Source organism: Streptomyces atratus (genome assembly GCF_014648655.1).
GTDB lineage: Bacteria > Actinomycetota > Actinomycetes > Streptomycetales > Streptomycetaceae > Streptomyces > Streptomyces atratus.
Genome location: NZ_BMRN01000018.1, coordinates 1 through 26,066 on the forward strand (window position 1 = coordinate 1; position 26,066 = coordinate 26,066).

A 26,066-nucleotide genomic window follows, 5' to 3' on the forward strand; every position below is an offset into this window, starting at 1 on the left:
CCGGAACTCAGGCGAGTACTTCGATGTCCCCAACGGGAACTCCTGTCCTATGGATCTTCACGATCCAATGATCAGGGTGTCCACGATCAAGGGGAAACGCCCGAGCACCAGCGGACGGTGGCTCAGCCGGGATGCGAGCCGGGAGACGACCCAGTCGAGGCCGTCCCGCACACCCTGCGGATCGGGCTGGGGTCCGCTCGGTTCGGCGAGTCCGAGTGCGGGCGCGGCAATCTCGTACCAGGCTCCGAACAGGGCCCGTACCTCGTCGGGCGGGAACTGGTCGAGTGCGGGCTGCAGCAACTGGCGTACGACGTGGAACGGCACGGACGTGACCGTTTCGCCGCCGCGTGCGGACCAGACCGTGCAGCGGTCGGCGGCCATCGCCTGGATCTCGGCGAGCAGTGCTGTCTTGCCGATGCCTGCCTCGCCGCTGAAGACCAGCAGCCGGCCTGCCGCCTGGGCGCCGCAGAGGGCGTCCACGGCTTGTGCGGCAGCGGCGAGCTCCGGTTCGCGCTCGTACAGCGGCCGGGCCTGCTTCATCCCTACCCTCCCCAAAGTGGTGCGGATGACTGTCGACACTAGTCGTGCGCGAGGGTCCACCGACAGTGGTTCGGACAGTTCGCCGCAGGTGCGGGGCACAATCGAGGGGTGGACGAGACTCGCAGGGACCGCGACGCCGAGGGCCGCGCGCGCAACGCGCGCCCCCGTGACGGGCTGGGCCGCCCCCTGCCGTACGGGGCACCGGGAGTGGATCGACAGCCCGAGGGGGTGACCCGTACCCCCGAGGAGACCCTGCGTGAGGCGCAACGGCTGCTGGACGCGGGGATGCCCTTCCATGCGCACGAGGTGCTCGAGGATGCGTGGAAGTCGGGCCCGGTGGCGGAACGAGAGTTGTGGCGCGGTCTTGCACAGCTGGCCGTGGGGCTGACGCACGCGGCACGGGGCAATACGACGGGCGGGGCCCGGCTGTTGCGACGGGGCGCGGCGGCGCTCGCGGGGTTCGAGGCCACCCGCCCTCACGGGATCGGGGTCGACGGGCTCATCGGCTGGGCCGAGGAGCTGGCGGGGCGGGTGGAGGCGAAGAAGGCCTGCGGCGCGGACGCGGCGCGTGTGCGGCCCGTCGACGCGGCCGGCGAGGCGCCGTGTCTGCGGCCCGGGGGCCGATAGCCCGGACGCCCGGGACGGTGGGGCATGGGGCAGACTCGGTGCGGTGAGAAAGATCTATGTCATCGGTATCGGCGCGGGCGACCCCGACCATCTGACCCTCCAGGCCGTCAAGGCGCTGAACCGGGCGGATGCGTTCTTCATCCTCGACAAGGGTGAGGAGAAGTCCGATCTGACCGGGCTGCGGCGGGACATCCTCGATGTGCATGTGAAGAACGCCTCGTACCGGCTCGTCGAGGCACGGGATCCGGAGCGGGACCGCAGGACGTCGGACTACTCACCCGCGGTGGACGACTGGCGCAGGCGCCGTGCGGATCTGTACGAGCGGTTCATCGCGGAGGATCTCGGTGCGGACGAGTGCGGGGCGTTCCTGGTGTGGGGCGATCCCGCGCTGTACGACTCCACGCTCGGCATCCTCGAAGAGATCCTCGACCGGGGTTCGGTCGCCTTCGACCACGAGGTGGTCCCCGGGATCAGCAGTGTCTCCGCGCTGCTGGCCAAGCACCGGACAGGGCTGAACCGGGTGGCGAGGCCGGTGCAGATCACGACCGGCCGACGGCTGGCCGAGGGCTGGCCCGAGGGGGTCGACGACGTGGTGGTGATGCTCGACGCACGGCAGGCGTTCACCCGCCATCTCGACCAGGACCTCTACATCTACTGGGGCGCGTACGTGGGGACCGAGGACGAGATCCTGGTCTCCGGGCACCTCGCCGAGGTGTCGGACCGGATCGAGGAGCTGCGGGCCGAGGCGCGCGCCCGCAAGGGCTGGATCATGGATACGTATCTGCTGCGCCGCGGCTGAATCAGTCTTCCTGGCACAGCAGTTGGAGCGCCGACGCCACATCGTGCACGACAGGTACGCCTTCGGGCGGTGGCGGGCGGCGGACCACGACCACGGGCAGGCCGAGGTTCCTGGCCGCGGTGAGTTTCGCCGCGGTGGCGGAGCCGCCGCTGTCCTTGGTGACGAGGACGTCGATGGCGCGCTCGCGCAGCAGCGCCGTCTCTCCTTCGACGGTGTACGGGCCACGGTCGAGGAGTACGTCGGTGTCGCGGGGCAGCGGTGGCTCGGGGGGCTCCACGGACCGTACGAGGAAGTGGAGCGTGTCCGCGCCCGGGGCGGCGGCGAAGGCGGCCAGGCCCAGGCGGCCGGTGGTGAGGAAGATCCGGCGGCCCAGGGCGGGCAGTTGAGCGGCGGCGTGCGCGAGGTCGTCGGCCGTGTGCCAGTGGTCACCGGGGCCTGCCGTCCAGCCGGGGCGACGCAGCGCGAACAGTGCGGTGCCGGTGGCATTCGCGGCCGCGGCGGCGTTGGCGCTGATGTTGCCGGCGAACGGGTGGGTGGCGTCGACGACGGTGTCCACACTGTGGGTACGCAGCCAGTCGGCGAGCCCCTGGGGGCCGCCGAAGCCTCCGATGCGTACGTCACCGGCGGGCATCCGCGGCCGGGCGACCCGGCCGGCCAGCGACGTGGTGATGCGCACCGTCGCGTCGCCGCCGGGCCCGGTCAGCTCAGCGGCGAGCTGCCGGGCTTCGGTCGTACCGCCGAGGATCAGGATATGGCCGGGCATGCACCGAACCTACGTCACTTTCGCCGCCCTCCGCCCGGAGCGGTGAACAGGGCGGCCCGCAGCCATTACGATCCGGCGTCATGAGCACTTCTGACCAGGACCAGGCCGTGGACACCCCGATAGCCGGTCCCGAGGCTGTTTCGGAACCCGATTCCGAGGCCGCTGCGGAGATCGTTCCCGAGACGGATTCCGAGGCCGTTTCCGAGGCTGCTGCCGAGACCGGGAACCAGAGTCTGACACCTCGTCAGGCGAGACGGCTGCGGATCGTTCTCTCGTCGGTCGGCATGGCGGCGATGGCGGTCGTTCTCGCGCTGCGGATCGCCAGCCGGTCGTCCGTGCTGGTGGTCGGGGTGTACGGGCTGGCGCTGATCCTGTGCGGGATCGTGATCGAACTCAGCAGGAACGGCCGTACCCGGCTCGGCAGTTGGCTGCTGGCCGTCGGTCTGCTGGCGGCTATCGGTTCGGACTGGCTGCTGATTCCCTGACGTACGGTCAGTGCACCGCGATCCGCACGGTCGTGCCGTGCGGATCGACCCGGTCGAACCGGGCGGCGCGCGATGGAACGGACGGCCCGGTGCGGCGGGCAGCAGCAGTCGCTTCCGGTGGAGGACACGGCCGTCCTGGCGGACGACGAGCAGCGGCGAGGACAGCCTCCGGCCGGTGCGCAGGGTGAAGCGGCCACGGAGCGGGGTGTCGTCTCCGGGACCTATGAGGTTCGGTGCGATCCACTGCAGCGGGGAATCGACGCGCGGCGCCGAGACCGGCCGGACCGCCCCCGATGACCAGAACGTCGACGCACGGAGTCTGTGCCGGCCCTCGCACACGAGCCGGGCTGCAGCGAGCCGGGTACGGCATCGAAACCGGTGTGCAGGATGGCGGTGTTGGCCTTCGATGTGCCGTTGCCGATGTCGTCCGAGGCTTCGACGAAGGCGGTACGCAGCCGCTAGCGGGCCAGTTCGCGGGCAATCGCGGCGCCGACGACGCCTGCGCCGACGACGGTCACGTCATATGCCTGCGTGCCCGCCGGCTCGTCCGCCGATTCGCCGGGCAGGTCGGCCGTCAGGTCTCCGTCGTGCAGTTCGTCGCGTGACTCTCGTACGTATCAGGCATGTTCCAGCAGGTTGTGCACGGCCGCACGGAATCCCGCGAGGCGTTCGGCCGCCTCGTCGGCGCCGATCCGGGGCTCGTACACGGCGGCGGGCTTCCATTCGGGCACGGCCTGGCGGAGCGGAAGCCGGGGGTCGAGGCCGAGGCGGGCGACGGCTCCGACGCCCAGTGCGGTGACATCGGGCAGCGCGGACACCTCGACGGGTCGTTGCAGCAGATCGGCCTGGGTCTGCATGAGCAGTGCGGAGCGGGTCAGGCCACCGTCGACGCGGAGCGAGGTCAGCGGAGAGCCCAGGTCGGTCGCGACCGCCTCGGTGAGTTCGACGACCTGCGCGGCGATGCCCTCGCACAGGGCGCGCACCAGGTGGCCCGCGGTGGTGTCGAGGCCGAGGCCGGTCACCGATCCGCGCAGATCGCCGCGCCACCACGGAGCGGCGAGTCCGGCGAGCGCCGGAACGAACGTGACGCCGGCGGAGTCGGGGACGGTGGCACCGACCGGGTCGAGGTCGACCGCACCGGAGATCACCCCCAGGTCGGTGAGCCAGTTGACGGCGGACGCGGCGGTGTAGACCTGTCCGTCGAGGCAGTAGCTCGTACGGCCGCCGAGCCGCCAGGCGACACAGCTGACCAGTCCGGTGGAGCCGCGGCGCGGGGCGGGCCCGGTCTGGGCGAGCAGGAACGCACCGGTTCCATAGGTGCACTTGGCGTTGCCCGGGTCCAGGGCGTTCTGGGCGAGCAGGGCGGCCTGCTGGTCGACGAGTAGTCCGGTCAGCGGGAGTTCACCACCGAAGGCGGCAGTGGTACCGACGGTCCCGTCGGAGTCGACGACGGCCGGGAGGCGTTCGTCGCCGAGACCGAAGATGTCCAGGGCCGCGGGCGACCAGCCGACCCGGTCGAGGTCGAGCAGTTGGGTGCGTCCTGCGGTCGCCGCATCCGTGACGAACGCCCCGGTCAGCTGATGGACGAGCCAGGAGTCGCTGGTGGTGACGACGCCTTCACGGGTCAGCTCTCGGCGGATCCAGGCCATCTTGGGTGCGGCGAAGTACGGATCGAGCGGCAGTCCGGTGAGTTGTTTCAACTCATCTTCGTGAGAAGCGAGTTCGGCACACAGTTGGACGGAGCGGCGGTCCTGCCAGACGATCGCGTCGGTGAGCGGCCGCCCCGTGTCCGGATCCCAGGCGAGCACCGTCTCGCCCTGATTGGCGAGGCCCACGGCCGCCACCGGCTCACCCGCTTCGTGCAGCGCCCGTCGCCCGGCGTCGACGACCGAGTCCAGCAGTTCGGCGGGGTCGACCTCGACCGCTCCCCCGGCGCCGTGACGTGGCCGCACCGGCGCCGAACCGGAACCGATCACGCCACGCTCGGGGCAGACCACCAGAGCCTTGGTTCCCGATGTGCCCTGGTCCACGGCGAGTACCGGGCCTGTCATCGACACTCCAGCTGTGCGGAAGCTCTGTGGCTTGAACGGAATCGTGATCATTGATCTCCGACGCCCAGAGTGGTGCAGACCACCGCGTACGTCAAGGGCTGCACGGCCTGATGCCCGGAACGACCGGATGCCGGTCAACGTCCATACGAATCAGATGACTTGAGTAAGATCCGCGAATCGGTCCGGAGTTCGGAGCAACTGGCCTTACACTCACCGCCGAGCAACAACCGGACGCTTTCGAGCAGTTCGTTTTTCAACAGCTGCTTTGCCCCCCCACGTCCTTGAGGATTGATGAGATCGACACTCCGCCCCGAGCACCAACATCTCGACTCCCGGGCCTTCCGCTTCTGCGCGGGTTCCATGCCATCGCCGGGTTGCGTGACGTGCTGAGGAGATCCCCCATCCGTCGCATGCCGACCCGTCGAACGGGGGCAGGACGAGTCCATGGCCAACAGTGAATTCCGGCCGGTCTATCACCCGGCCGGCCATGACAACGAATTGCGTGTCGCGTTACAGGATTTGCGCACCGGACGCTGGCTGTCGATGCGGAATCTACTGGAGAGTACGCCGGACTGGACCCTGTGGACCCAGCGCACACAGGTACTCGGGGCGATCGCCGCCGGTTCCGATGCGGTGCAGGCCTGGCTGGCCGAGGAGCCCCGAAGTGTCGCCGCTGCCGTGATGCACGCACGGGTCGTCGTGGAACGGGCCGTGCGGGCCCACCGCGAAGGCCATCCCCGTGCACAGGAGCTGTGGCAGGAAGCGTGGGGAGCCTGCCGCACTGCCGCGCACACCTCGCCCGCGGACCCGGTGCCATGGGTGTGCCTGCTGGCTCTGTCCCAGCTCGACGAGCGGCAGCAGTTGGAAGAGCACCGGCTGCATCCGCCGGGACCTATGCTCTTCCCCGGCCCGTGGGGGCTGCTGGCCGAGGCCGACAAGCGCGATCCGTACAACCGCGAGGCCTACCACCGGATGCTCCAGTTCGTGTACGCGCGAAAGGCCGGCGGAACCCTCTCGGAAGCGGTCAACTTCGTGCAGTGGGCGGCCTCTTCCGCCCCCGACGGCTCCGCGCTGCATGTGCTGCCGCTGTATGTGCGGGTCGAGCGCTATCGTCGTGAGCACGGTCACGAGAAGGCCCTGGATCTCCACTGGGTCACCGAGGATGCCGAGCGGGACGCGGCCCGGGCCCTGGAGCTCTGGTTCCGACGCACAGCCCCGATCTCCCACTCCCTGCTCGACCTCAACCATCTGGCCCACGCCCTGTGGGGAGCACTCCAATTCGCTGACGCCGCACCGGTGTTCCAGGAGCTCGGCCCCTATTTCACCTCGGTTCCCTGGGTGTACCGCACCCGTGATCCCAAGGCCCCGGGAGGCGCGGAGGAGGTTTTCCTGCGCGCCCGGAGCCGCTGTCTCGCCGTGTCCGGCGACCCCGGACGGGGGCCGCACGGCTGAGCCATGGCGCCGTGACGCCGCGCGGCCTCCCTCCCCGTTCGAACCGATCCCTTCCGTCCCTTCCCCATCCCGCTCATGGAGGTTCTTCCCATGTCCATATCCACCCCGACCCAGTCGGGTGCGGAGACCACCCCACCCGTGGACGAGGAGCAGCGACTGCGTGAACTCGGCTATCAGCCGGTGCTCGCCCGCCGCATGGGCGGCTTCGGCAACTTCGCCATCAGCTTCTCCGTCATCTCGATCCTGTCCGGCTGCATGACCCTGTACGGCTTCGGCATGTCGACCGGTGGCCCGGCGGTGATGCTCTGGGGCTGGGCCGGTGTCGGCCTTTTCGTGCTCTGCGTCGGCATGGCACTCGCCGAGGTGACCAGCGCCTACCCGACCTCGGGAGCGCTGTACTACATGGCCGACCGGCTCGGCGGGCGCAAGTGGGGCTGGTACACCGGCTGGCTGAATCTGCTCGGGCTGCTCGGTGCGATCGCGGGAATCGACTATGGCGCCGCGCTGTTCACCGGTGCGCTGATGAATCTGCAGTGGGGATTCACCCCCACACCGGGCAAGACAATGATCATTTTTGTCTGCATTCTGCTGCTGCACGCTGTGTTGAATCTCTTCGGTGTCCGCCTCGTCAGCGTGCTCAACTCCATCAGTGTGTGGTGGCATCTCGTCGGTGTCGCGGTGATCGTCGCCGTGCTGGCCATCGTGCCCTCGCACCACCAGTCGCCGTCGTTCGTCTTCACCGAGTTCGTGAATGACACGGGCTGGCACAACCCGTTGTATGTAGCGGCGATCGGCCTGCTCCTCGCGCAATACACCTTCTGCGGCTACGACGCCTCCGCCCACCTCTCGGAGGAGACGTCGAACGCCTCCGTGACGGCCGCCAAGGGCATCGTCCGCGCGATCTGGGTCTCCTGGGTCGCCGGTTTCGTACTGCTTGCCGGGCTCACCTTCGCGATCCAGGACTACGCGGGCACCCAGAACAGCGCAACCGGGGTGCCTCCGGCGCAGATCCTCATCGATGCGCTGGGCACCTCCGGGGCCACGGCCATGCTCTTGATCGTGATCGCGGCGCAGCTGTTCTGCGGCAACGCCGAGGTCGCCGCCGCCAGCCGGATGGTGTTCGCGTTCAGCCGTGACAACGCACTGCCGGGCTCGGCGCTGTGGCACAAGGTGAGCTCGCGCACCCAGACACCCGTCAACGCGGTGTGGCTGTCGGTCGTCATCGCCGGAGTGCTCGCGCTGCCGTCGCTGTACTCCGCCACCGCCTACGGCGCGGTGACCGCGATCAATGTCATCGGCATCACGCCCGCCTATGCGATCCCGATCTTCCTGAAGCTGCGCTCCGGCGACCGGTTCGAACGCGGTCCCTGGCACCTGGGGCGCTGGAGCAAGCCGATCGGCTGGATCGCCGTGGTGTGGGTCGCCATCGTGACCGTGCTGTTCCTGCTCCCGCAGTCGTCCCCCGTGACGGTCGACTCGATGAACTACGCGTCGATCGCGCTCGTCGCGGTGCTGGTCCTGGCCACCGTGTGGTGGTTCGTCGCGCGCCGTTCGTACAGCACGCCTTCGGCGTACGGGAACGCTCGTGAGCAGGCGGAGATCGAGGAAGGCATCGTCTGACCCCGTCCCGTCCACGCCTTGTTCTCAGCCCTCCCCGGTCGCAGCGAGCAGCTGTCGGGGAGGGCTGAGGCGCGTGTGCGGTGGCGGTACGGAACGCTGTGTGCGGTCAGCGCAGGAGCAGTTGGAGTCCGCCGAGGACGGTCGCGCCGATCACCAGTTGCTCGAAGAGCTTCTGGTTGATGCGGTCCACGCACTTGCGGCCGATGTAGGCGCCGGGGAGGACGAACAGCAGCATGCAGGCGTCCAGCAGCAGCGACTGTGCATCGATGAGGCCCAGGCCCACGCTGAACGGCACCTTGGACGTGTTGACGATGAGGAAGAACCACGCCGACGTCCCCAGGAAGCCGAGCTTCCGGAAGCCGGCGGAGAGCAGATAGAGCGACATGACGGGGCCGCCCGCATTGGCGACCATCGTGGTGAAACCGCCGAGCACCCCGTACGAGCGGGCCTTGAACCTGCCGCCGCCTCGCATCGGTGGTGCGCCGGACTCCTCCGTGGCCTCCCGGCCCGTGACCGCGGGCCTCCGCCGCCAGATGGTGATGCCTGCCATGACCAGCAGGATCGCGCCGATCGACGTCCGTACGGCCGCGTCGTCGGCCCACATCATGAAGGCCGTTCCCGCCACCACGCCGGCGGCTACGGCGGGGAAGAGCCGCAGCAGAGTCGGCCAGTGGGCGTGCCGCCGGTAGATGAGAACGGCGAGCACATCGCCTGCGATGAGAATCGGGAGCAGTACTCCGGTGGACTCGCGGGCCGGGAGTACGGCCGCGAAGACCGCCAGACTGATCGTATTGGCGCCGCTTACGGCCGACTTCGAAAAGCCGACGAGAGCGGATGCCGCGGCGAGCGCGACCAGTTGCCAGAGTGTGAGAGTGTCCATGCCAGGAACAGATGGTAGGCCCACCTATGGGAGCCAGAGGCAGGCGGCAGCCAGGAGCGCCACAGTCGCCCCGCCCGTGAGTACCGGGATGCTGCCCAGCCAGCCGGCGAGCGCGCCACCGCCGAGTGCGCCGATCGGCACCGTGCCGATGAGTGCGGCCTGGAGAACCCCGGCAACCCGGCCTTGGAGCTCGGGCGGTGTGATCAGTTGCTGGGTGGTGGTCATGGAGATGGCCCAGACCGTGGCCGAAAGACCGAAGAGGAACTGGTACGAAAGCAGCGCCGGGAAGCCGGATCCCAGGGAGGCGGCCGGAACCAGGAAGATGGCGAGGGCCGCCACCACCGCGCAGATCCGGGTCGCCAGGGCCAGTCCGATGGTGGCGGCGCACCGGCCGGCCAACAGCACCCCGAGGACGGTCGCGACGCTGAACGCGGCATACACCGTCCCCAACTGCCAGGCGGGAAGAGCGAGGTCGCGGGTGGCGTAGAGCACGAAGAGCGCGTCCACGGCTCCGCTGCCGAGATTGAATCCGGCCCCCGCGAGCACCTGCCGGCGCAGCAGTCTCTCCCCACGCACCACGGCCAGTCCGGCGCGCAGCGCGGCCGTGCGGGAGCCCGCCTCGGGGCGGCTGCGCTCGGCCGGGGTGTTCAGCGTGGCGGGGAGGGCGAGGAGCAGCAGCGCCTCGACGCCGTATGCCACGCAGCCGGCCAGCAGCGCAGTGGAGGCCCCGGCCAGACCCACCAGCACTCCGCCCAGCGCCGGTCCGCCGATCTGCCCGGTGGTGCGGGCCCCGGTCAGTGCGGAGTTGGCGGACAGCAGCTGCTCGGGATGCACGACCCGGGGCAGGGCCGCCTGCAGAGCGACCGCGAGCATGGAGGTCAGCGCGCCGGACGCGGTGGCCACCGCGTACAGCTGGAGCAGGCTGAGGCGGCCGAAGAAGTCCGCCAGAGGTACCGAACCGACAACCAGCACCTGCAGGACGGTGAGGCGCACGGTCAGGCCGCGCAGACGTGCCCGGTCGACCAGCACACCGGCGAACGGGCTGAGGAGAGCTCCGGGGAGGTAGCTCAGCGCCATCAGAGCGGACGCGCCGAACGGGCCCGCGTCCAGCCGGGTCACCGCGAGCAGCGCGAGCGCCAGGGTGGTGACCTGGCGCCCCACCGAGCTGGCGATCTGTTCTCCGCAGAGCAGCGCGAACGGGCGGTGGCGCAGCAGGGAGTGCGCGGGGTGGTCGCTCCCGCCACCGGCAGAAGCCGTACGAGGAGGAGAGGAAGGGTGGTCGGGCGGCGGCCCCATCGTTCAGATGTCTGTGCAGGGGACGGGCCACCGGCGGATGCGCGGTGGCAGGGCCACCACCCAGCCGTCCGTCACCCACGCGAGGCGTTCCGCCGCCAGAAGGTCCACCGCTTCCCGGCCGATCGCGCTCAGGCCGGCCACGGGAGTGGCGTCCTGGACGGTCAGGAAGGTGGCCAGCAGATCGGGGTCCTCGATCGTGAAGCGGGCTGCGGCCGATGGCTCCCTGCGGTCCATGACCGTCACGAAGTCCGGCCCGCGCCGGTGGTAGAGCTGTCCGTAGGCATGGCGGTTGCGCCAGACGGCCAGTTCCGGCGGCTCGCCGGGCAGCGGGCCGGGGGCGGGTAGGTGGCGCAGCAGGCCGGCTGTCGCGGACACCTCGTTCGTGGAGCCGGCGAACAGGGGGTCGTCGGTCGCCGGAGTCCAGTGCACGACGAGATCGTGGCTCTGGCACTCGCGCAGGAACTGGGCCGCGGCCGCCGCCCGTTGGCCGCCCGCGCCCAGCCGCAGCGGTTCGTCGACCGTCACCAGCCGTCCGTCGATCCGGTACGGCACATGCAGAGTCGGCAGGGAGGGGGCGGAACGGGTCGGGGGTGCGGGCAGAGGGCTCATCCGGCGACCCTCTCCCCCCGGGAGCGGGGTGCGCTCGACCGAGCGGGCCTCCGGCGCCGTGTCGGGCTGGGCCGTGTGGACGTCCGGCTCCTGGGCGCGCTCGACCGAGCGGACCGGAACGTGCCAGGTGGGCAGCGCCACGTACGACCGTCCGTCGTCGTAGAGGAGTCCCAGGGAGACCATGTGGTCGAGCCATTCGCCGAGCGCCTCGACGGACGGCGGGTTTCCGTCGGCGGTGAGCAGCCGGTGCAGTGCGGGCCGGGTGCGGCCCGCCTCCAGATGGCGCAGAGCGGCGGCCTGCCAGCCGGCCAGCCGGTGGGTGCGGCGCGGCCAGCCGTGCCGTCGGTCGTGGACGAGGAGCACGTCTTCGCCGTCCGGGCTGCCGGGCTGTTCCAGGACCAGGGTCGAGGTGGGGTATCCGGTGTACCAGGCACGGGCTGCGGTCTTCAGGCGCTCTTCGGTCCCGCCGCCGATACCGGCGTGCGGGGTGTCAAAGAGATAGACGAGATCGGTCAGTTCTTCCTGGGGCAGATCGTAGACATGGCGGTACATTTCGGCAGGCCGTCGTTGCTGGAAGCCGAGCGCCGGGTTGGCGAAGTTGGGGCTGAACCGCTCCAGTTGGATGCGATGGGCGCCGCCGGGCGGCTGGAGATGGACGAGCGCGGGCATCTGATCGATGACGGAGGCGTAGTCCTCGGCGCTCTCCCCCGGGAACCCGTAGAGGTAGTTCCAGGAGCAGGTGAGCGAGTGGTTCTCGCACTCGCGGAGCGTACGGATGTTACGGGCCCCGCTGACGCCCTTGTCCATGAGGTCGAGAGCCTTGTTGCTGAGGGATTCGATACCCGGCTGGATGTGGAACGAGCCGGCCCGGCTCAGCAGTTCCAGTTGCTCGGACGTGAGGTTGGACTTGACCTCGTAGTGCATGCGCAGGTCCCAGCCGCTGTCGGCGGCGAGCGGGAGAAAGTCCTTGAAGTACGCCATGTCGATGATGTTGTCGACGGTGACGATGTCCAGGATGCGATGGCGTCGCACGAGGCGGTCGGCCTCGTTCCACAGATGTCTGCCGGGCTTGGAGCGGAAGGCCATCGCCGATCCGTTGAGCCCGCAGAAGGTGCAGTGGTGCTTCTCGCCCCACCAGCAGCCGCGGGCGCCCTCCACCACCAGTTTCGGATGGACGTACTCCGCGAGCGGGGAGGCGTCGAGGGCCTCCTGCCAGAGGTCGTAGTCGGGTGAGGGGATGTCGCCGGGCGCCACCGTGCGACGGGACTCCTCGTTGGCCCGTGACTGCTTTCCGTCCCACCAGCAGAGTCCGGGAACATCGGCCGGCGCGGTGCCCGCGTCGAGATGGGCGAGAAGGGCGGGGAAGGCATACTCCCCCTCGCCCCGCACCACGTGATCGACGAATCGATGATTACGGTGCAGGGCATGGCCCATCGGGCCGTCGCAATTGCTGCCACCGAATACGACGGTCAGTCCGGGGCGGCGTCGTTTGAGTTCCGCGGCGAGCGCCAGCGATGAGACGTTCTGCATGAATGTGGAGGTGAACCCCACGACGTCGGGCAGGTCGGCGAGAACGACGCTCGCGCTCTCGTCGATGAATTCCGCCGCATGGGTGCGCATCGCGGTTGCCGTGCCGATATCGATCCCGCGCCGCGAGGCATAGTCCTTCAGCCGGGCCACACCCCATTCGGGATCCTTGTACAGGACACCGGAGAATACCCAGTCCCCGAGGCCGTCGAAGATCGATTCGCTCCCCACCGCGACGTGATCGCCGGGTCGCAGCGTTCCCTGCGAGCGTTCGAGCAGGAATTCCGCCCAGCGCAAGGAACCGTGGAACTCGCGCACCTCGTCGTCCGGGCGGGTGCGGTGCAGCAGTGAGTGCAGCAGTCCCACTTGGAGCGAGGGGAGTTCGAGCGGCTGCCACGGCATGGTTACCAGATGAATTCGCACTGCGCCTCCCATGGCGCGGGGCGGACGCCGGGACGCGCCCCACGCCCGCCCTTGTATGTGAAGCCCGACCCCTGTGCACCGGCTGCCTCGGACGCCGATTGCACTGCGTGCCGATTGCGTCGGAATGTACCGGCTCAGCGCGTCGGACGTTTCTCGATCGTCTGCCGTTCGCGGTTCTTCGCCTCTTCCTCGCGAACCACTACTTTCTTGATCTCCATATGTCCCTCCCTTCCACTGCCGGCCTCAAGTTCGTTGACGTTAGGTGCCGTTGTGCAAGGCCCGCAAGAGTGCCTCCTGAGGGCGGTGGGGCGTACGGGACAGTCCACGCGCGTGGACAGCGGAGGGGCGATCGCTATGCTGCGACCCAAGCGCTCACAGGAAGCGTTCAAACGAACAACGCGCAGCGGTACGGCGAGGGGGCCAGCAGCATGCGGGAGCCGGTTGAACTCAGGCGGCAGCGAATCCTGTCGGTGGTGGAGTCGCGCGGCGCGGTCAAGGTCAGCATGCTCGCGGCCGAACTCGACGTCTCGGTGGTCACGATCCGGCGGGACGTCGAGGAGCTGACGCGGGCCGGGCGGCTGCGGCGCGGGCACGGGGTGGCCCGGCCGGTACGGGAGGCGCAGCCGCCCGCCGCGGTCCCGGCACCGAGGGGCGAGGAGCCCGGCGGGGACGGCGGGGCGGTCGCCCTGGTCGTCCCGGAGCGGCATTCGTACCTGTACGAGACCCTGCACGGCGCCCGGACCGTCCTGGAGGAGTCCGGGATACGGATCGCCCTGCACATCGCACCCCAGTCGGCCGGCGCCGAACGTCCGCTGGTGGAGCGGGCACTGGCGGACGGGGCGCGGGGGTTGCTGATCGCGCCGCGCTGGCGCAATACCCGCTCGGAGGAGCTGGACTACGGCTGGCTCGCGGATCTGGGGGTGCCGACCGTGCTGATGGAACGGCGGCCCCGGCCGGGCAGCGCGCTGCACGCCCTGGACTCCGTCTGTTCCGATCACTGGTACGGGACGCATCTCGCCGTGGAGCATCTGGTGTCACTGGGACATCGCCGTATCGTGCTGGCCGCTCGCGACGACAGCCCGACTGCGCGCAGCATCCGTGCCGCGTTCACCGAGATCGCCGCGGCCCGCCCGGAGTTGGAGGACTGGTCGGTGGTGCTGAGTTCTCCGCAGGCGGTGCCCGGCCCCGGCCCCGACTCTCCTGCGGTGGGAGCCGCCGCCGCGGAAGCCGCCCCGTCGGCGACCGAGGACTGCACCGCTCTCGACCTGGCCGCGCTGCTGCGGGAGCGGGGCGCCACGGCAGCGGTGCTGCACGGCGATGTGGACGCGTTGATGCTGGTGCAGCGGCTGGCGGAGAGCGGTGTCGAGGTGCCGCGGGACTGCTCGGTGGTGGCGTACGACGATGTGGTCGCGGCCCTCGGCAGCACCCCCCTGACAGCGGTGGCGCCGCCGAAGGCGGAGATCGGGCGAGCCGCCGCCGAGCTGCTGCTCCACCGGCTGTCCGGGGCCGTCGGCGCGAGCGGCCCGGTACGCCGGACGGAGCTGCTGCCCACGCTCAAGGTGCGTGGATCCGCGCAGGCCCTCACCCCTCCCATCGAGTGAGCGTTTGACCGCTTTGATTTTCTTCCGAGCGATCTATTGACCGCTACCGATCAGCCGATCAGGATTCCCCGTGACCCGAATCAGGAGCCGCGGGAGGCACACATGCCCGGTCGACAGAGTCGTCGATCCGTGATCGCCACGATCGCCGCCCTGCCTCTGACAGGCGCGCTCAGCGCCTGCAGCGGCAGCAGCAGATCATCAGGATCGGGCCGCCGCAAGGCCCCCGGCCGCAGGCCGGCGACCTTCGCCACGGACGGCGCCCCGCAGTTCGCCGCGTTCGCCCGGCAGGCCGGCGCCCAGTGGTACGACACCCGGGCGGGCGCCTGGAACGTGTCGCTCGCCGACGAGCCCAGCCGCCGCGTCGCTTCGTACTGGCAGCGGCTCATAGACCAGGACCTGGTCTTCATGAACGCGGTCGACAGCCGCCAGTACGACGCCCAGGTCAGCAACGGTCAGGTCCTTGTACGGCTGAGCGGCGCCCGGGACGCCGGTGCGCAGATGAACGCCCGGCCCGGGCAGAAGGGCAAGTGGGCCATCGCACCCCTGCCCCAGTGGAAGGAGTCCGATTCCGCGCTCGGCACCCACGGCGGGTCCACTCCTCGCGGTCACCTCCCACAGCAAGCACCCGGAGGCCGCCCTGGAGTTCATCGAGTCGCAGGTGTCCCACCCCCGACGCGCTGCGCGCCCGGCTCTCCAGCCGCACCAGCAGCCAGTATCCGGCCGCTCCGGGCCTCGTCGCCGTGAGTACTACCCCGCCGTGATCACGGATTCGCTGCTCGCGGTCCTGCCGCTGATCCTCGCCTTCGCCCTGCTCCAGCGGTTCTGGAAGTCGGGGCTCACCGCGGGCGCCGTCAAGTAGCCGCGCCACCAGCCCCCACCCCCGTACCAGGAGAAAGATGCCCAGCACTGCCCACACCTCCTCCGGCACACGGAACCGGCCACGCGCCGCCGTCGCCATGAAGCCTGACGCCGCGGCCGCCCTCCTCGACGCACGGTCCCTGGCCGCGCTCGGCGAGGTGTGCGACCTCGCTCCCCTGCCCGTTCTCGACGACTTCACGACCGACCGGGCCCGCGCCGTACTGGCCGACGTGGAGGTCCTGGTCACCGGCTGGGGCTGTCCGCCCCTCGACAAGGCGGCCCTGGACACGGCGCCGCATCTGCGCGCCGTCGTCCACACCGCGGGCAGCATCCGCGGACACATCACCGAGGCCTGCTGGGAACGCGGCATCGAGGTTTCGTCGGCGGCCGCCGCCAACGCCCTGCCGGTGGCGGAGTACACCGTCGCGATGATCCTGCTCTCCGGAAAACGGGTCCTGGAACGGGCCCGCGACTACCGGACCGAACGCCGCCGCGACAACTGGCTCGCCACCTCGACGGAGGTCGGGAACTACGGCCGCACCGTCGGCATTCTGTCCGCCTCGCTGATCGGCCGCCGCGTCATCGAACTGCTTCGGCCGTACGACCTGCCGATGCTGCTCCACGATCCATACGTCTCCGAGTCGGAGGCCGCCGCTCTCGGCGTCCGGCCCGTCGGCCTAGGTGAACTGTTCGCCCGCAGCGACGTGGTGAGCGTCCACACCCCCCTGCTGCCGGCCACCCGTGGGCTCGTCAGCCGGGAACTGCTCACCTCGATGCGCCCCGACGGTGTGCTCATCAACACCTCGCGGGGCGCCGTCGTCGACCAGGACGCGCTCGTCGACGTACTGCGGCAGGACCGGATCCGGGCGATCCTCGATGTCACGGAGCCCGACACCCTTCCCGTCGCACACCCCCTCTGGGAGTGCGACAACGTGACCATCACCCCGCACCTCGCAGGCTCGCAGGGCAACGAGTGGCGGCGACTGGTCGATCTGGCGGTCGGCGAGGCCGGCCGCTGGGCCGCGGGCGACGGATTCGCCCACCCCGTACGACGTGAAAGGCTGGCATTCCTCGCATGACCGCACCCCACCTGGGCTCTCCCCTCGAACTCCCCGCCGATGACCGGGCGTTGAGCCCGCACACCGGCTACACCCGTGCGCACTGGGAGGCAGCTGCGGACGGACTGCTCAAGGCCGCCTGGCAGTGGGCCACTCCCGGCGGCGCGCTGCTGGACCTGCCGGGCCGGCCGTCCGCATCCGGGGTGCGTTCCGACGGTCTGGAGGGGTACGCGCGTACGTTCCTCGCCGCCGCCTTCCGGGTGGCGGGCGCGCAAGGCAAGGACCCGCACGGCTGGCTCGGCCGGTACGCCGACGGGCTCACCGCAGGTACCCGTACCCCCGGCCGGGACGATGCCGAGTCCTGGCCACTGATCCGCGACCACACCGTCTTCGGCCAGCCGATGGTCGAGTCCGCGTCGGTCGCCATCGGTCTGCGGCTGACCCGGCCGTGGCTCTGGGACCGGCTGGAGTCCGGGGTGCAGGACCGTACCGAGGAGTGGCTGCGCGGCGCGCTGCGGCACACCCCCGCTCCCAACAACTGGTACCTGTTCCCCTACTCCGTGGCCGCGTTCCTCGATTCCGTGGGCCGTGGCGACGCGGAGACGGCCCGTGCGAAGGGGCGTGCCCTCGATCTGCTGGAGGGCTGGTACCGAGGGCAGGGCTGGTACTCGGACGGCGACGGCCGCGCGTTCGACCACTACAACGGCTGGGCGCTGCACCTCTACCCCGTGCTGGACGCACATCTGTCGGGTGACGCCGAGTTGTCCGCGCACTACGGCGACCGGCTTCGCGAACATCTGAAGGGCTTCTCGCTGCTGTTCGGCGGCGACGGTGCGCCGATCCACTTCGGCCGCTCGCTGACGTACCGCTTCGCGGCCGCTTCGTCGATCGCGCTCGGCGCCGTCACCGGGCACACCCCGCTCACGCCCGGCGCCTCGCGTCGGGTGATCAACGGGTCGCTGCGCTACTTCCTGGACCGGGGTGCGACCGGTACGGACGGGCTGCTGAGCCTGGGCTGGCACGGCCCGCACGAGGCGACGCTGCAGAACTACTCGGCCCCCGCCTCGCCGTACTGGGCGTCCAAGGCCTTCGTTTCGCTGCTCGCCCCGGACGGTCATCCGCTGTGGACCTCGACCGAGGAACCCTCGCCGAGCGAGGGCCCCGACCGGGTGCTCGCACTGCCGGCGCCCGGACTGCTCGTGCAGTCCACCCGGGCGGACGGGATCGTACGGCTGCACAACCACGGCAGCGACCATGTGCGCCCGCACGAGGGCGAGTCGGGTGTTCAGGACGATCCGCTGTACAGCCGTCAGTCGTACTCCACGGTGACCGGCCCCACGTCGAAGGCGAACGTGGCGGACAACCATCTGGCCGTGGTCGTCGCCGGGGTGCGCAGCGGTCGCCGTGCCATCCGTCCGCTGGGCGCCGGTGGGGGCGACGGCTGGGGCTGGGCCGCCTCCTGGCACCGCCCGGTGTTCACGTCCGGTGCGCCGATGGTGCCGGGGATGCGGGTCGAGAGCGTCACCGTGGTCCGCGGCCGGTACGAGCTGAGGGTGCACCGCGTGCTCGGCGCACCGGCAGGGGCCCGGGTGGAGCAGACGGGCTGGGCGACCGGCCGCGACGACGCGGTGACCTCCGCGTTGCACGGTCTGCACGGCTGGGAGACTCGGGACGGGATACGGGCCCCGCAGGGTACGGCGTACACGCGCTGGGCAATCGTGCCCCGGCTGTCCGCGGCTGCTGAGGGCACGGCGGTGCTGGTGGCGCTCGCCTCGCTGACCGCGGAGCCCGACGCGGCGCCGCTCGATGCGGCGGTGAGCGGGGTGAATGTGGACGGGGACACGGTGGAGGTCTGCTGGGCGGAGGATGCGGCGACGACGCGTATCGGCTTCGAGCCGCTGACGGTCGCGCACGGGTGAGCACCGGGGTTGCGCGGCCGCGGGGCCGCGCAACCCCGCCCTCCCCTACACGTCTGTCCTGATCACCACGGCCAGTGTGCGCGGACCGTGCACACCCTCCACCCGCTCCAGTTCGATGTCGGACGTGGCCGAAGGACCGCTGATCAGCGTCGTGGGCCGCTCCGGCACCAGCCGGGCCACCGCTTCCGGTACCCCGGCCTCGACCGTCGACAGATCGACGACGCACACATGCAGATCGGGGACGAGGGACAGCGCCCGCCGCCCCTGGTCGGGTGAGCCGTCCAGAAAGATGGTGCCCGTCTCCGCGCAGCCGACGGCCGAGGCGGTGACGACCCCGTCCAATGCGTCGAGCCGGGGAGCCGCAATGTCTGCGGAGTCCTGCTGGACCTCACCGTCGTACGCGCCGAGCCACGCCGCGTCGAGTCCGGCCGGCACACCGATCCGCTGGGCGCCGCGCTCCCGCAGCACCTCGGCGACGACCTGCGCCGTGCGGTCCGCGGTGCAGGTGTGCACCTGTGCCTTGTAGTCGACGAGCCGGTCGGTGAAGAGGGCCAGGCGCTCGTCGTCGGGGAGGCTGCGGCCGGTGCGGTAGGCGCGGCGGACGGTGGTGTCCTGGGTCGGGGCGAGGACCAGGGCGTCCCTGATCCTGCCCAGCACCGTTTCCCGAGCGGCCGTCACTTCTCCTCCTCCTTCTTCTGGTTCTTCTGGTTCTTCTCGTGCTCGTTGGCGGCGGCCCGCATCGTCGCCGCACCTTCGGCCGATGCCAGCCAGGAGCGGAAGGTCTGCTTCGGCGGGGCGGCGATGTCACGGCTGTCGCTCCAGCCGTCGAACGGCGGCGGCAGATGCGAGATCTTCCCGTCCCGCCCGGCCATGACGCGGCCGATCGCCGCACCCTTCTGCGCGGCGGTGTACAGCTTCGGCCTCTTCATCACCCCGGCCGCGGCCTTCATGGCCAGCTTCTCCACCGTCGTACCGGACTCCTCGGTGTGCTGGTGGCGCAGCTCGACCAGCAGCGACGGAATGTCGATCTTGACCGGGCAGGCGTCGAAGCAGGCACCGCAGAGGCTGGAGGCGTACGGCAAGGAGCTGTTGGGGTCGTCCTTGGCCGCGTGCATCCCGGCGAGCTGCGGGGTGAGGACCGCGCCGATCGGTCCGGGGTACGTCGATCCGTACGCATGGCCGCCGGCCCGTTCGTACACCGGGCAGACGTTGAGACAGGCCGAGCAGCGGATGCAGTTGAGCGCCTCGCGCCCGATCCGGTCGGCGAGCGCGGCGGTGCGTCCGTTGTCGAGCAGGACCAGATGGAAGTCCTGCGGTCCATCATCGGGTGTCACACCGGTCCACATCGAGGTGTACGGGTTCATCCGCTCACCGGTGGAGGAACGCGGCAGCAACTGCAGGAAGACTTCGAGGTCCTGATAGCGCGGCAGCACCTTCTCGATGCCCATGACGGTGATCAGGGTGTCGGGCAGGGTCAGGCACATACGGCCGTTGCCCTCGGACTCGACGACACAGAGGGTGCCGGTCTCGGCGATACCGAAGTTGGCGCCGGAGATCGCCACCTTGGTCGTCATGAACTTGTCGCGCAGATAGGCGCGGGCCGCGGCGGCGAGATGCGCGGGTACGTTGTCGAGACCCGGGTCGATGCCCGGGATCTCCTTGAGGAAGATCTGCCGGATCTCGTCGCGGTTGCGGTGGATCGCGGGCACCAGGATGTGCGACGGCTTGTCGTGCGCGAGCTGGACGATCAGTTCGGCGAGGTCCGTCTCGCACGGGGTGATGCCGACCGATTCGAGGTGCTCGTTGAGGCCGATCTCCTGGGTGGCCATCGACTTGACCTTGATGACCTCGCTGCTGCCCGTCGCCTTGACCAGCCGGGTGACGATCTCGTTGGCCTCGACTCCGTCGCGTGCCCAGTGGACGGTGCCGCCCCGCTCGGTGACCTTGCGCTCCAGTTGTTCCAGGAGTTCGGGGAGCCGGTTCATGGTGTCGGTCTTGAGGGCCGAGCCGGCGTCGCGCAGCTCTTCCCAGTCGGGCAGTTCGCCGGTGACATTCAGGCGTTTGGCGCGGATCGTGTGGGTGGCCCTGCCGAGATTGCGGCGCAGTTGTTCATTGCGCAGTTCGTCGTGGGCGGCCTCGGGGAACGTCCGGTCGCCGCGCAGATTTCCGGTTCCGTACGGGGAACGGGGCGGGGTCGCGGGCATGCCGAGGAAGGTGCTGCTCATCGGACGGCCTCCGTCGGGACGTACGGCGAGGTGCGGGTGGAGGAGAGGATCTGTGCGAGGTGCAGGGTGCGGGTGCCCGCGGCGATACGGGAGAGTCCGCCGCCGATGTGCATCAGACAGGACGAGTCGCCCGCGGTGCACACATCGGCTCCGGTGGTGGCGATGTTGCGCATCTTGTCCTGGAGCATGGCCGTCGACGTCTCGGCGTTCTTGATGGCGAATGTGCCGCCGAATCCGCAGCAGGAGTCGGCTTCGGGGAGCTCGACGAGGTCGATGGAGTCGACGGCGCGGAGCAGTTTCAGCGGCTTCTCGCCGACCCGGAGCATGCGCAGGGAGTGGCAGGTGGGGTGGTACGTCACCCGGTGCGGGAAGTACGCCCCGACCTGGGTCACCTCCAGGACGTCGACGAGGAACTCGGACAGCTCGTACGTCTTGGCCTTGACGGTGGCGACACCCGCACGCAGCGCCGCGTCCCCGTACCGCTCGGCGACGATCTCGTGCTGATGACGGACCGAGCCCGCACAGGATCCGGACGGCATGACGACGGCGTCGATCGACGCGTCACCGAACTGCTCGGCGAAGTTCCGCACCAGGGGCACGGGTTCACGCTGGTAACCGGTGTTGACGTGCATCTGACCGCAGCAGGTCTGTCCCGGCGGGAACACCACGTCATGGCCCAGACGGGCGAGCAGGACCGCAGTCGATTTCACCGCCTCGGGGAAGAGCGTGTCTCCCAGACAGGTGGCGAAGAGTCCGATGCGCATGGGGCCTCTCCGATCGATTCTCCACTTTTATGGTCCGACCATACTAGCCTCGGTCCGGAAGTCGAAGGGTGCGGCACGCCGGAGCGACCGGAATATACGGTCATGGCCCTGACAATTTCTAAGACCGACGCGCCGGTCGTCGATCACCGCCCCTACAGCCGCTCGGCGCTCTCGTCGACGAGCGTGCCATGGAGGCTGCGGATGTGCTGCTCGACCAGGTCGGCGGCCTTCGCACCCTTGCCCGCGCGCACCAGCCGCAGGAGTTCGGTGTGCTCCGCATTGAGTGCGGCGGCTGCGGCCGGCCAGTCCTCGGCCTCCTCCAGGGCGCGCAGGATCAGCGGGCGCACCGACTCGCGTACGGCGGAGGTGAGCGTGGAGGTCAGCTCATTGCCGGAGCTGCGGGCGATGTGCACATGGAACCGGGTGTCCAGGTCGTTGAACTCGACAACCTCGACATCCGGCTCCCCCATCCGTACGACCAGGGCCTCCGCCTTGTCGAGGTCCTCCTTCGAGGCGTGCCGCGCGGCCGCCTCGAAACTCGACCTCTCCAGCACGACGCGCGCCTCCAGGACGTCATGAAGGCTGTAGCTGCCGAGGGCGAAGTGCAGACGCAGCAGCCGGCCGAGGGCGTCGTCCGGGTTGCGTACGATCCGCGCCCCGGCGTCCGGCCCCCGGCCCGGCTGGGCGACCAGCACACCGATGGTCTCCAGCACCCTCAGCGCCTCACGCAGCGCGGACCGGCTGACCCCGAGAACGGGCGCGAGCTCACGCTCGGGCGGCAGCCGGTCGCCGGCCCTGAGCTCACCGGCGAACACCCGCTGCTCGATGCTCTGGAGCACGAGTTCATGCGTACGGGACTGCCGTACGGGTTGCCACTCGACGGGCATCCGTCACCCCCTGCCTCGGCCGGAATCGTCCGGTTGCCGTCGTGTCTGCCGCCCGATCTCCAACTATGTCACACATCACGTATGGTCGGACCAAAGGCCGGTCGTGCGGGACCCGCTGCCGACGGCCGTCGCGACACGTGCGTTCTCAGTATGTGACGACGATGCGGCGGCCCACTCCGTCCACGTCGATGTGCCCGCCGAACGGGATGATCTGCTGCGGATCGGTGTGTCCGAGGTCGACGTCGAAGACGGCCATGGTCTCGGGCGCGTATTCGCTCAACGCCCTCATGACCGCGTTGCGTTGCTCCTCGCGATACCGTTCCCCCTGCTCGACGGCCAGGGGCTGGCCGAAGGACCAGTTCTTGGCCCGCCCCATGAGGAGGGCGGGGAACTGTCGCAGCAGCCCCCGCTCCCCCATGTTCCGCAGAATCCGGTAGACCTCGTCGGCTGACGGCATCTCCTCGGACGTTTCGAGGAACAGCACCCGGCCCGCGTAGGCCGCGACCGGCTGGATCTCACGGTCGGCCATCAACAGCCAGGACAGGATCTCCAGGTTGCCGCCCCAGCTCGCGCCCCGGACGGCCCGGCCGTCGGCGTTGTGCCAGATCCAGCCGTCACAGGACCGCATCTCGGGTTCGGAGTCGAAGGTGCGCGGCTCCTCCCAGCGGCCGTCGGCCCCGTTGGTCTCCTTGGACGGGGTGAGCTCGAAGGCGCCACGGGTGAAGAGCGCCGCCCGCAGGGAGTCGGCGGTCAGGGGGTGCATCGCGCCGGGGCGCCCCATCTCGACCATCACTGTTCCGCCGTGGTAACCGACGATGCCCAGGTTGCCGAGGAACACCAGCAGGTTGGTGCAGTCGCTGTATCCGAAGAAGGGCTTGGGGTTGGCACGCAGGAGATCGCGGTCCAGGTGCGGCAGGACGGTGATCTGGTCGTCGCCGCCGATGCTGGAGATCACGGCTTTGATATCGGGGTCGGCGAAGGCGGCATGGATGTCGGCGGCCCGCTCCCGCGGAGTGGAGCCCATCTTCCGAGTCGCCGCGTACTCCACCGGTTCGAGCCCGAACTCCTCCCTCAGTCTGCGCAGTCCCAGCTCGAAAGGCAGGGGCAGGATGCCGGGGAGACCGGACGAGGGCGACAGCACGGCGACGCGATCGCCCGCCCGGGGCTTGGTGGGGTACAGGTGTGTCGACATCCGGTGAGCGTATGTGCCGGCGCACCCGGGCTGCGTCGAATTTTCCGCCCCGGTCGGTTTGTCTCCCAGGTGCTGGTCGCGCGGGCCGCCCCCGTCGCGCGGGGCGGCCCGCCGTTCAGTCGGCGAAGGACCCGTGGCGGCCCGCGCCGCCCCCGAAGCGGTCGGCACCGGCCCGTGTCTCCCCCGCAGTCAGTGGCACCAGGCCGTGCCGGTACTCCGAGGCGAGGGCGTCCGGCTCGCTCAGACCGTGCTGCTCGCGCACCGAGAGCCGGTCGTGGCGCAGACACAGCTGCGGGAACGCGGCGATCTCCCGGGCGAGTCGCTCCGCCGCGCGGCGGGCTTCACCCGGCGGGACGATCCGGTTGACGAGCCCGATGGCGTACGCCTCGGAGGCCGGAACCGGCCGCCCCGTGAGGATCATGTCCATGGCCCGGCTCTCACCGATCAGACGCGGCAGCCGCACGGTCCCTCCGTCCACCAGCGGCACCCCCCAGCGGCGGCAGAACACCCCGAACACCGCATCGTCCTCGGCCACCCGCAGATCGCACCAGACGGCCAGCTCCAGCCCTCCGGCCACCGCATGCCCCGCGACCGCCGCGATGACGGGCTTGCTCAGGCGCATACGGGTCGGGCCCATCGGCCCGTCGCCCTCGGCCAGGACTTTGTTGCCCCGTTCCGTACCGATGCCCTTCAGGTCGGCACCGGCACAGAACGTGCCGCCCTCGCCCCACAGCACGGCGACGGCCGCATCCGGGTCGGCCTCGAACTGACGGAAAGCATCGGCAAGTCGGTCCGCAGTGGGACCATCAACGGCGTTACGGACCTCGGGCCGGCTGAGGATCACCGTGAACACGGGACCGTCGCGCTCGGTCCGCACCGCAGGATTCTCCTTCATCGTTCGCCCTCCCACAGGGGATCACGCAGGGCCCGGCGGAGGATCTTGCCGACCGGGGAGTACGGAATGGTGTCCACGAAGTGCACGGTCTTCGGAACCTTGTACCCGGCCAGCCGGGCGCGTACATGTTCGCGCAGGGCTGCTTCGGAGACCTCGGCCCCCGTTCGCAGGGTGACGAAGGCGGTGACGGCCTCGACCCAGATGGGGTCGGGGGCGCCGACGGCGGCGCACTGGGCGACGGCGGGGTGGCTCGCGAGCGCGTCCTCGACCTCCCGCGGGTAGACGTTGTAGCCACCCGTGATGATCATGTCGCTGCTGCGGTCGACGAGGTGGAGGTAGCCACGGTCGTCGAAACGTGCGAGGTCTCGGGTGCGGACCCAGCCGTCGGGGCCGAGGCTCTGCGCGGTCAGCCCGGGCTCGTTGTAGTAACCGGTCATGGCGAAGGGGGCCTTGACGCGCACCTCGCCGATCTCACCGGCCGCGACCGGGGCGCCGTCCTCGTCGGTGAGGGCGAGCTGCGCATCGACGGCGGGGTGCCCGGCGGCACCGAGCAGCACGCCGCCCTCGGCGTGGTCGTCCTTGTCCAGCACGGTGAGGCACAGCGGCGCCTCGGTCTGGCCGAAGTACTGGACGAATCTGGGGCCCCAGGCGTCCAGAGCGTGCTCGATGAGCGGGCGCGGCATCGGGCTCGCGCCGTAGACGACGGTGGACAGCCGGGCGAGGTCCGCGCGCTCGGCCCGCCCTTCGGCGAAGAGCATGCCGAGCATGGTCGGGACGAGGTTGACGGCGGTCACCCCGTACCGGGGGATGGCGGCGAGGTACTCGTCCGGGTCGAAGCCGCCGAGGACGACGGACGCGCCGCCCCGCACCCAGTACGGCAGTACGAAGGTGCCGCCGGCATGGATGAGGGACGCGGCATGCAGCATCGCATCGTCCCGGCCCGGCGAGACGAGATTGGACAGGATGTTCGCGGTGATCGCCGCGTAGCTCGCCTGGGTGTGCTGGGCCGCCTTGAGCGTGCCGGTGGTGCCTGAGGTGTAGAGGATGAGGATGACGTCGTCCGGCGCGGCGGGCAGCATCGGGTCGGCGGCGCTCGCCCCGCGCATCGCGGCCATCAGGTCGAGGTGGTCCGCATGCGTGGACCCGCCGAGGCAGGCGAGCCTCAACCCGGCCACGGACGAGCCGAGTTCGAGCGCCCGCTCGGCGAGCTCGGGCCCGTACACCAGCAGTGTGACGCCGGTGTCCCGGAGCATACGGGTGTGTTCGGCGGCGGAGAGCCGGCCATTGAGGGGGACGCGGGCAGCGCCGGCCTTGAGGCAGGCGAAGTCGACGGAGACGGACCACAGCCCGTTGCCGAGGAGCAGCCCGACGCGGTCGCCCCGCGAGACGCCGAGTCCGGCCAGGACATGGGCGAGGCGGTTTGCGGCCTCGTCCACCTCCGCATAGGTGAGGGAACGGTCTTCGAAATGCACGGCGGTACGTCCTGCGAAACGCGCGGCACCGCGGCGAACCAGGTCTACAGCAAGCATGTGCCGGACGATAGACCCGCCAAATACAGTCCGTCCAGACTGTTTATTGGTTCATTTTCCATGTCG

20 protein-coding genes and 4 pseudogenes are annotated in these 26,066 nt (G+C 70.1%); 10 read left to right on the forward strand and 14 right to left on the reverse strand.

Features of this window, described 5'->3' with window-relative positions; all coding sequences use genetic code 11:
- Window positions 1-102: 102 nt before the first annotated feature.
- Window positions 103-540, reverse strand: a pseudogene (locus tag IEZ15_RS25595) (AAA family ATPase); the annotation flags it as partial.
- Window positions 541-648: 108 nt separating this feature from the next.
- Here IEZ15_RS25595 and IEZ15_RS25600 point away from each other — a divergent pair.
- Both IEZ15_RS25600 and cobF read left to right on the forward strand, forming a co-directional pair.
- Entirely contained in the window at window positions 649-1,167 is a 519-nt protein-coding gene (locus tag IEZ15_RS25600; protein ID WP_189279544.1) for a DUF309 domain-containing protein, read from the forward strand.
- A gap of 43 nt (window positions 1,168-1,210) precedes the next feature.
- A complete protein-coding gene (gene cobF / locus IEZ15_RS25605; protein ID WP_114247914.1) occupies window positions 1,211-1,966 on the forward strand; it encodes a precorrin-6A synthase (deacetylating) in 756 nt (251 codons plus the stop codon).
- A gap of 1 nt (window position 1,967) precedes the next feature.
- Here the strand turns inward: cobF and IEZ15_RS25610 are convergent, their stop codons facing one another.
- A complete protein-coding gene (locus tag IEZ15_RS25610) occupies window positions 1,968-2,729 on the reverse strand; it encodes a cobalt-precorrin-6A reductase (RefSeq protein WP_189279545.1) in 762 nt (253 codons plus the stop codon).
- A gap of 80 nt (window positions 2,730-2,809) precedes the next feature.
- Here IEZ15_RS25610 and IEZ15_RS25615 point away from each other — a divergent pair, with 80 nt between their 5' ends.
- Window positions 2,810-3,214, forward strand: coding sequence for a hypothetical protein (locus IEZ15_RS25615; RefSeq protein WP_189279546.1), 405 nt, complete (start codon window positions 2,810-2,812; stop codon window positions 3,212-3,214).
- A 309-nt stretch (window positions 3,215-3,523) separates the two neighbouring features.
- On the opposite strand, the pseudogene IEZ15_RS45055 reads toward IEZ15_RS25615, so the two are convergent.
- A pseudogene (locus IEZ15_RS45055) lies at window positions 3,524-3,792 on the reverse strand (FAD-dependent oxidoreductase); the annotation flags it as partial.
- Between the two features lie 39 nt (window positions 3,793-3,831).
- Window positions 3,832-5,265, reverse strand: coding sequence for an FGGY family carbohydrate kinase (locus IEZ15_RS25625; protein WP_189279548.1), 1,434 nt, complete (start codon window positions 5,263-5,265; stop codon window positions 3,832-3,834).
- A gap of 444 nt (window positions 5,266-5,709) precedes the next feature.
- On the opposite strand from IEZ15_RS25625, the gene IEZ15_RS25630 reads away from it, so the two are divergent.
- Both IEZ15_RS25630 and IEZ15_RS25635 read left to right on the forward strand, forming a co-directional pair.
- Window positions 5,710-6,717 (forward strand): hypothetical protein, encoded by a 1,008-nt coding sequence (locus IEZ15_RS25630; RefSeq protein ID WP_189279549.1) that lies wholly within the window; start codon window positions 5,710-5,712, stop codon window positions 6,715-6,717.
- 90 nt (window positions 6,718-6,807) lie between these two features.
- The gene (locus tag IEZ15_RS25635; RefSeq protein ID WP_189279550.1) at window positions 6,808-8,337 is read left to right on the forward strand and encodes an amino acid permease; all 1,530 of its coding nucleotides are present in this window, start codon (window positions 6,808-6,810) and stop codon (window positions 8,335-8,337) included.
- Between the two features lie 106 nt (window positions 8,338-8,443).
- On the opposite strand, the gene IEZ15_RS25640 is transcribed toward IEZ15_RS25635, so the two are convergent.
- Genes IEZ15_RS25640 through IEZ15_RS25650 form a run of 3 tightly spaced genes read right to left on the reverse strand, consistent with a single transcriptional unit; the run spans window position 8,444 to window position 13,084 of the window.
- The gene (locus IEZ15_RS25640) at window positions 8,444-9,217 is read right to left on the reverse strand and encodes a sulfite exporter TauE/SafE family protein (protein ID WP_189279551.1); all 774 of its coding nucleotides are present in this window, start codon (window positions 9,215-9,217) and stop codon (window positions 8,444-8,446) included.
- Between the two features lie 24 nt (window positions 9,218-9,241).
- On the reverse strand, window positions 9,242-10,513 hold the full coding sequence (locus IEZ15_RS25645; protein ID WP_189279552.1) for an MFS transporter: 1,272 nt from the start codon (window positions 10,511-10,513) through the stop codon (window positions 9,242-9,244).
- Between the two features lie 3 nt (window positions 10,514-10,516).
- Window positions 10,517-13,084, reverse strand: a complete 2,568-nt coding sequence (locus IEZ15_RS25650) for a RiPP maturation radical SAM C-methyltransferase (RefSeq protein WP_268250423.1) — start codon at window positions 13,082-13,084, stop codon at window positions 10,517-10,519.
- A gap of 416 nt (window positions 13,085-13,500) precedes the next feature.
- On the opposite strand from IEZ15_RS25650, the gene IEZ15_RS25655 reads away from it, so the two are divergent.
- The 5 genes and pseudogenes from IEZ15_RS25655 (at window position 13,501) to IEZ15_RS25675 (ending at window position 18,508) form a co-directional block, all read left to right on the forward strand.
- Window positions 13,501-14,673 carry a substrate-binding domain-containing protein gene (locus IEZ15_RS25655; RefSeq protein ID WP_189279554.1) on the forward strand — a complete coding sequence of 391 codons (1,173 nt, stop codon included), beginning with the start codon at window positions 13,501-13,503 and terminating at the stop codon, window positions 14,671-14,673.
- A gap of 210 nt (window positions 14,674-14,883) precedes the next feature.
- A pseudogene (locus tag IEZ15_RS25660) lies at window positions 14,884-15,416 on the forward strand (extracellular solute-binding protein); the annotation flags it as partial.
- Window positions 15,416-15,532, forward strand: a pseudogene (locus IEZ15_RS25665) (carbohydrate ABC transporter permease); the annotation flags it as partial. The pseudogenes IEZ15_RS25660 and IEZ15_RS25665, both read left to right, overlap by 1 nt.
- Before the next feature lie 37 nt (window positions 15,533-15,569).
- Window positions 15,570-16,610, forward strand: a complete 1,041-nt coding sequence (locus IEZ15_RS25670; RefSeq protein ID WP_189279555.1) for a hydroxyacid dehydrogenase — start codon at window positions 15,570-15,572, stop codon at window positions 16,608-16,610.
- Complete coding sequence (locus IEZ15_RS25675) at window positions 16,607-18,508, forward strand: DUF2264 domain-containing protein (RefSeq protein ID WP_189279556.1); 1,902 nt, start codon at window positions 16,607-16,609, stop codon at window positions 18,506-18,508. Before IEZ15_RS25670 ends, IEZ15_RS25675 begins: the two co-directional genes overlap by 4 nt.
- A gap of 45 nt (window positions 18,509-18,553) precedes the next feature.
- Here IEZ15_RS25675 and IEZ15_RS25680 read toward each other — a convergent pair whose 3' ends face one another.
- From IEZ15_RS25680 to IEZ15_RS25710, 7 genes are all read right to left on the reverse strand, one after another.
- Window positions 18,554-19,186: a LutC/YkgG family protein gene (locus tag IEZ15_RS25680; protein WP_189279557.1), complete on the reverse strand. Its 633-nt coding sequence runs from the start codon at window positions 19,184-19,186 to the stop codon at window positions 18,554-18,556.
- Window positions 19,183-20,733, reverse strand: coding sequence for a LutB/LldF family L-lactate oxidation iron-sulfur protein (locus IEZ15_RS25685; protein WP_189279558.1), 1,551 nt, complete (start codon window positions 20,731-20,733; stop codon window positions 19,183-19,185). The genes IEZ15_RS25680 and IEZ15_RS25685 overlap by 4 nt, the downstream gene beginning before the upstream one ends.
- Window positions 20,730-21,497, reverse strand: a complete 768-nt coding sequence (locus tag IEZ15_RS25690; RefSeq protein ID WP_189279559.1) for a (Fe-S)-binding protein — start codon at window positions 21,495-21,497, stop codon at window positions 20,730-20,732. The genes IEZ15_RS25685 and IEZ15_RS25690 overlap by 4 nt, the downstream gene beginning before the upstream one ends.
- 152 nt (window positions 21,498-21,649) lie before the next feature.
- Window positions 21,650-22,384: a FadR/GntR family transcriptional regulator gene (locus tag IEZ15_RS25695; RefSeq protein ID WP_189279560.1), complete on the reverse strand. Its 735-nt coding sequence runs from the start codon at window positions 22,382-22,384 to the stop codon at window positions 21,650-21,652.
- A 145-nt stretch (window positions 22,385-22,529) separates the two neighbouring features.
- Complete coding sequence (locus tag IEZ15_RS25700; RefSeq protein WP_189279561.1) at window positions 22,530-23,576, reverse strand: S66 family peptidase; 1,047 nt, start codon at window positions 23,574-23,576, stop codon at window positions 22,530-22,532.
- A gap of 115 nt (window positions 23,577-23,691) precedes the next feature.
- Complete coding sequence (locus IEZ15_RS25705; protein ID WP_114247897.1) at window positions 23,692-24,471, reverse strand: crotonase/enoyl-CoA hydratase family protein; 780 nt, start codon at window positions 24,469-24,471, stop codon at window positions 23,692-23,694.
- A complete protein-coding gene (locus IEZ15_RS25710; protein WP_189279562.1) occupies window positions 24,468-26,000 on the reverse strand; it encodes a class I adenylate-forming enzyme family protein in 1,533 nt (510 codons plus the stop codon). The genes IEZ15_RS25705 and IEZ15_RS25710 overlap by 4 nt, the downstream gene beginning before the upstream one ends.
- Window positions 26,001-26,066: the final 66 nt, after the last annotated feature.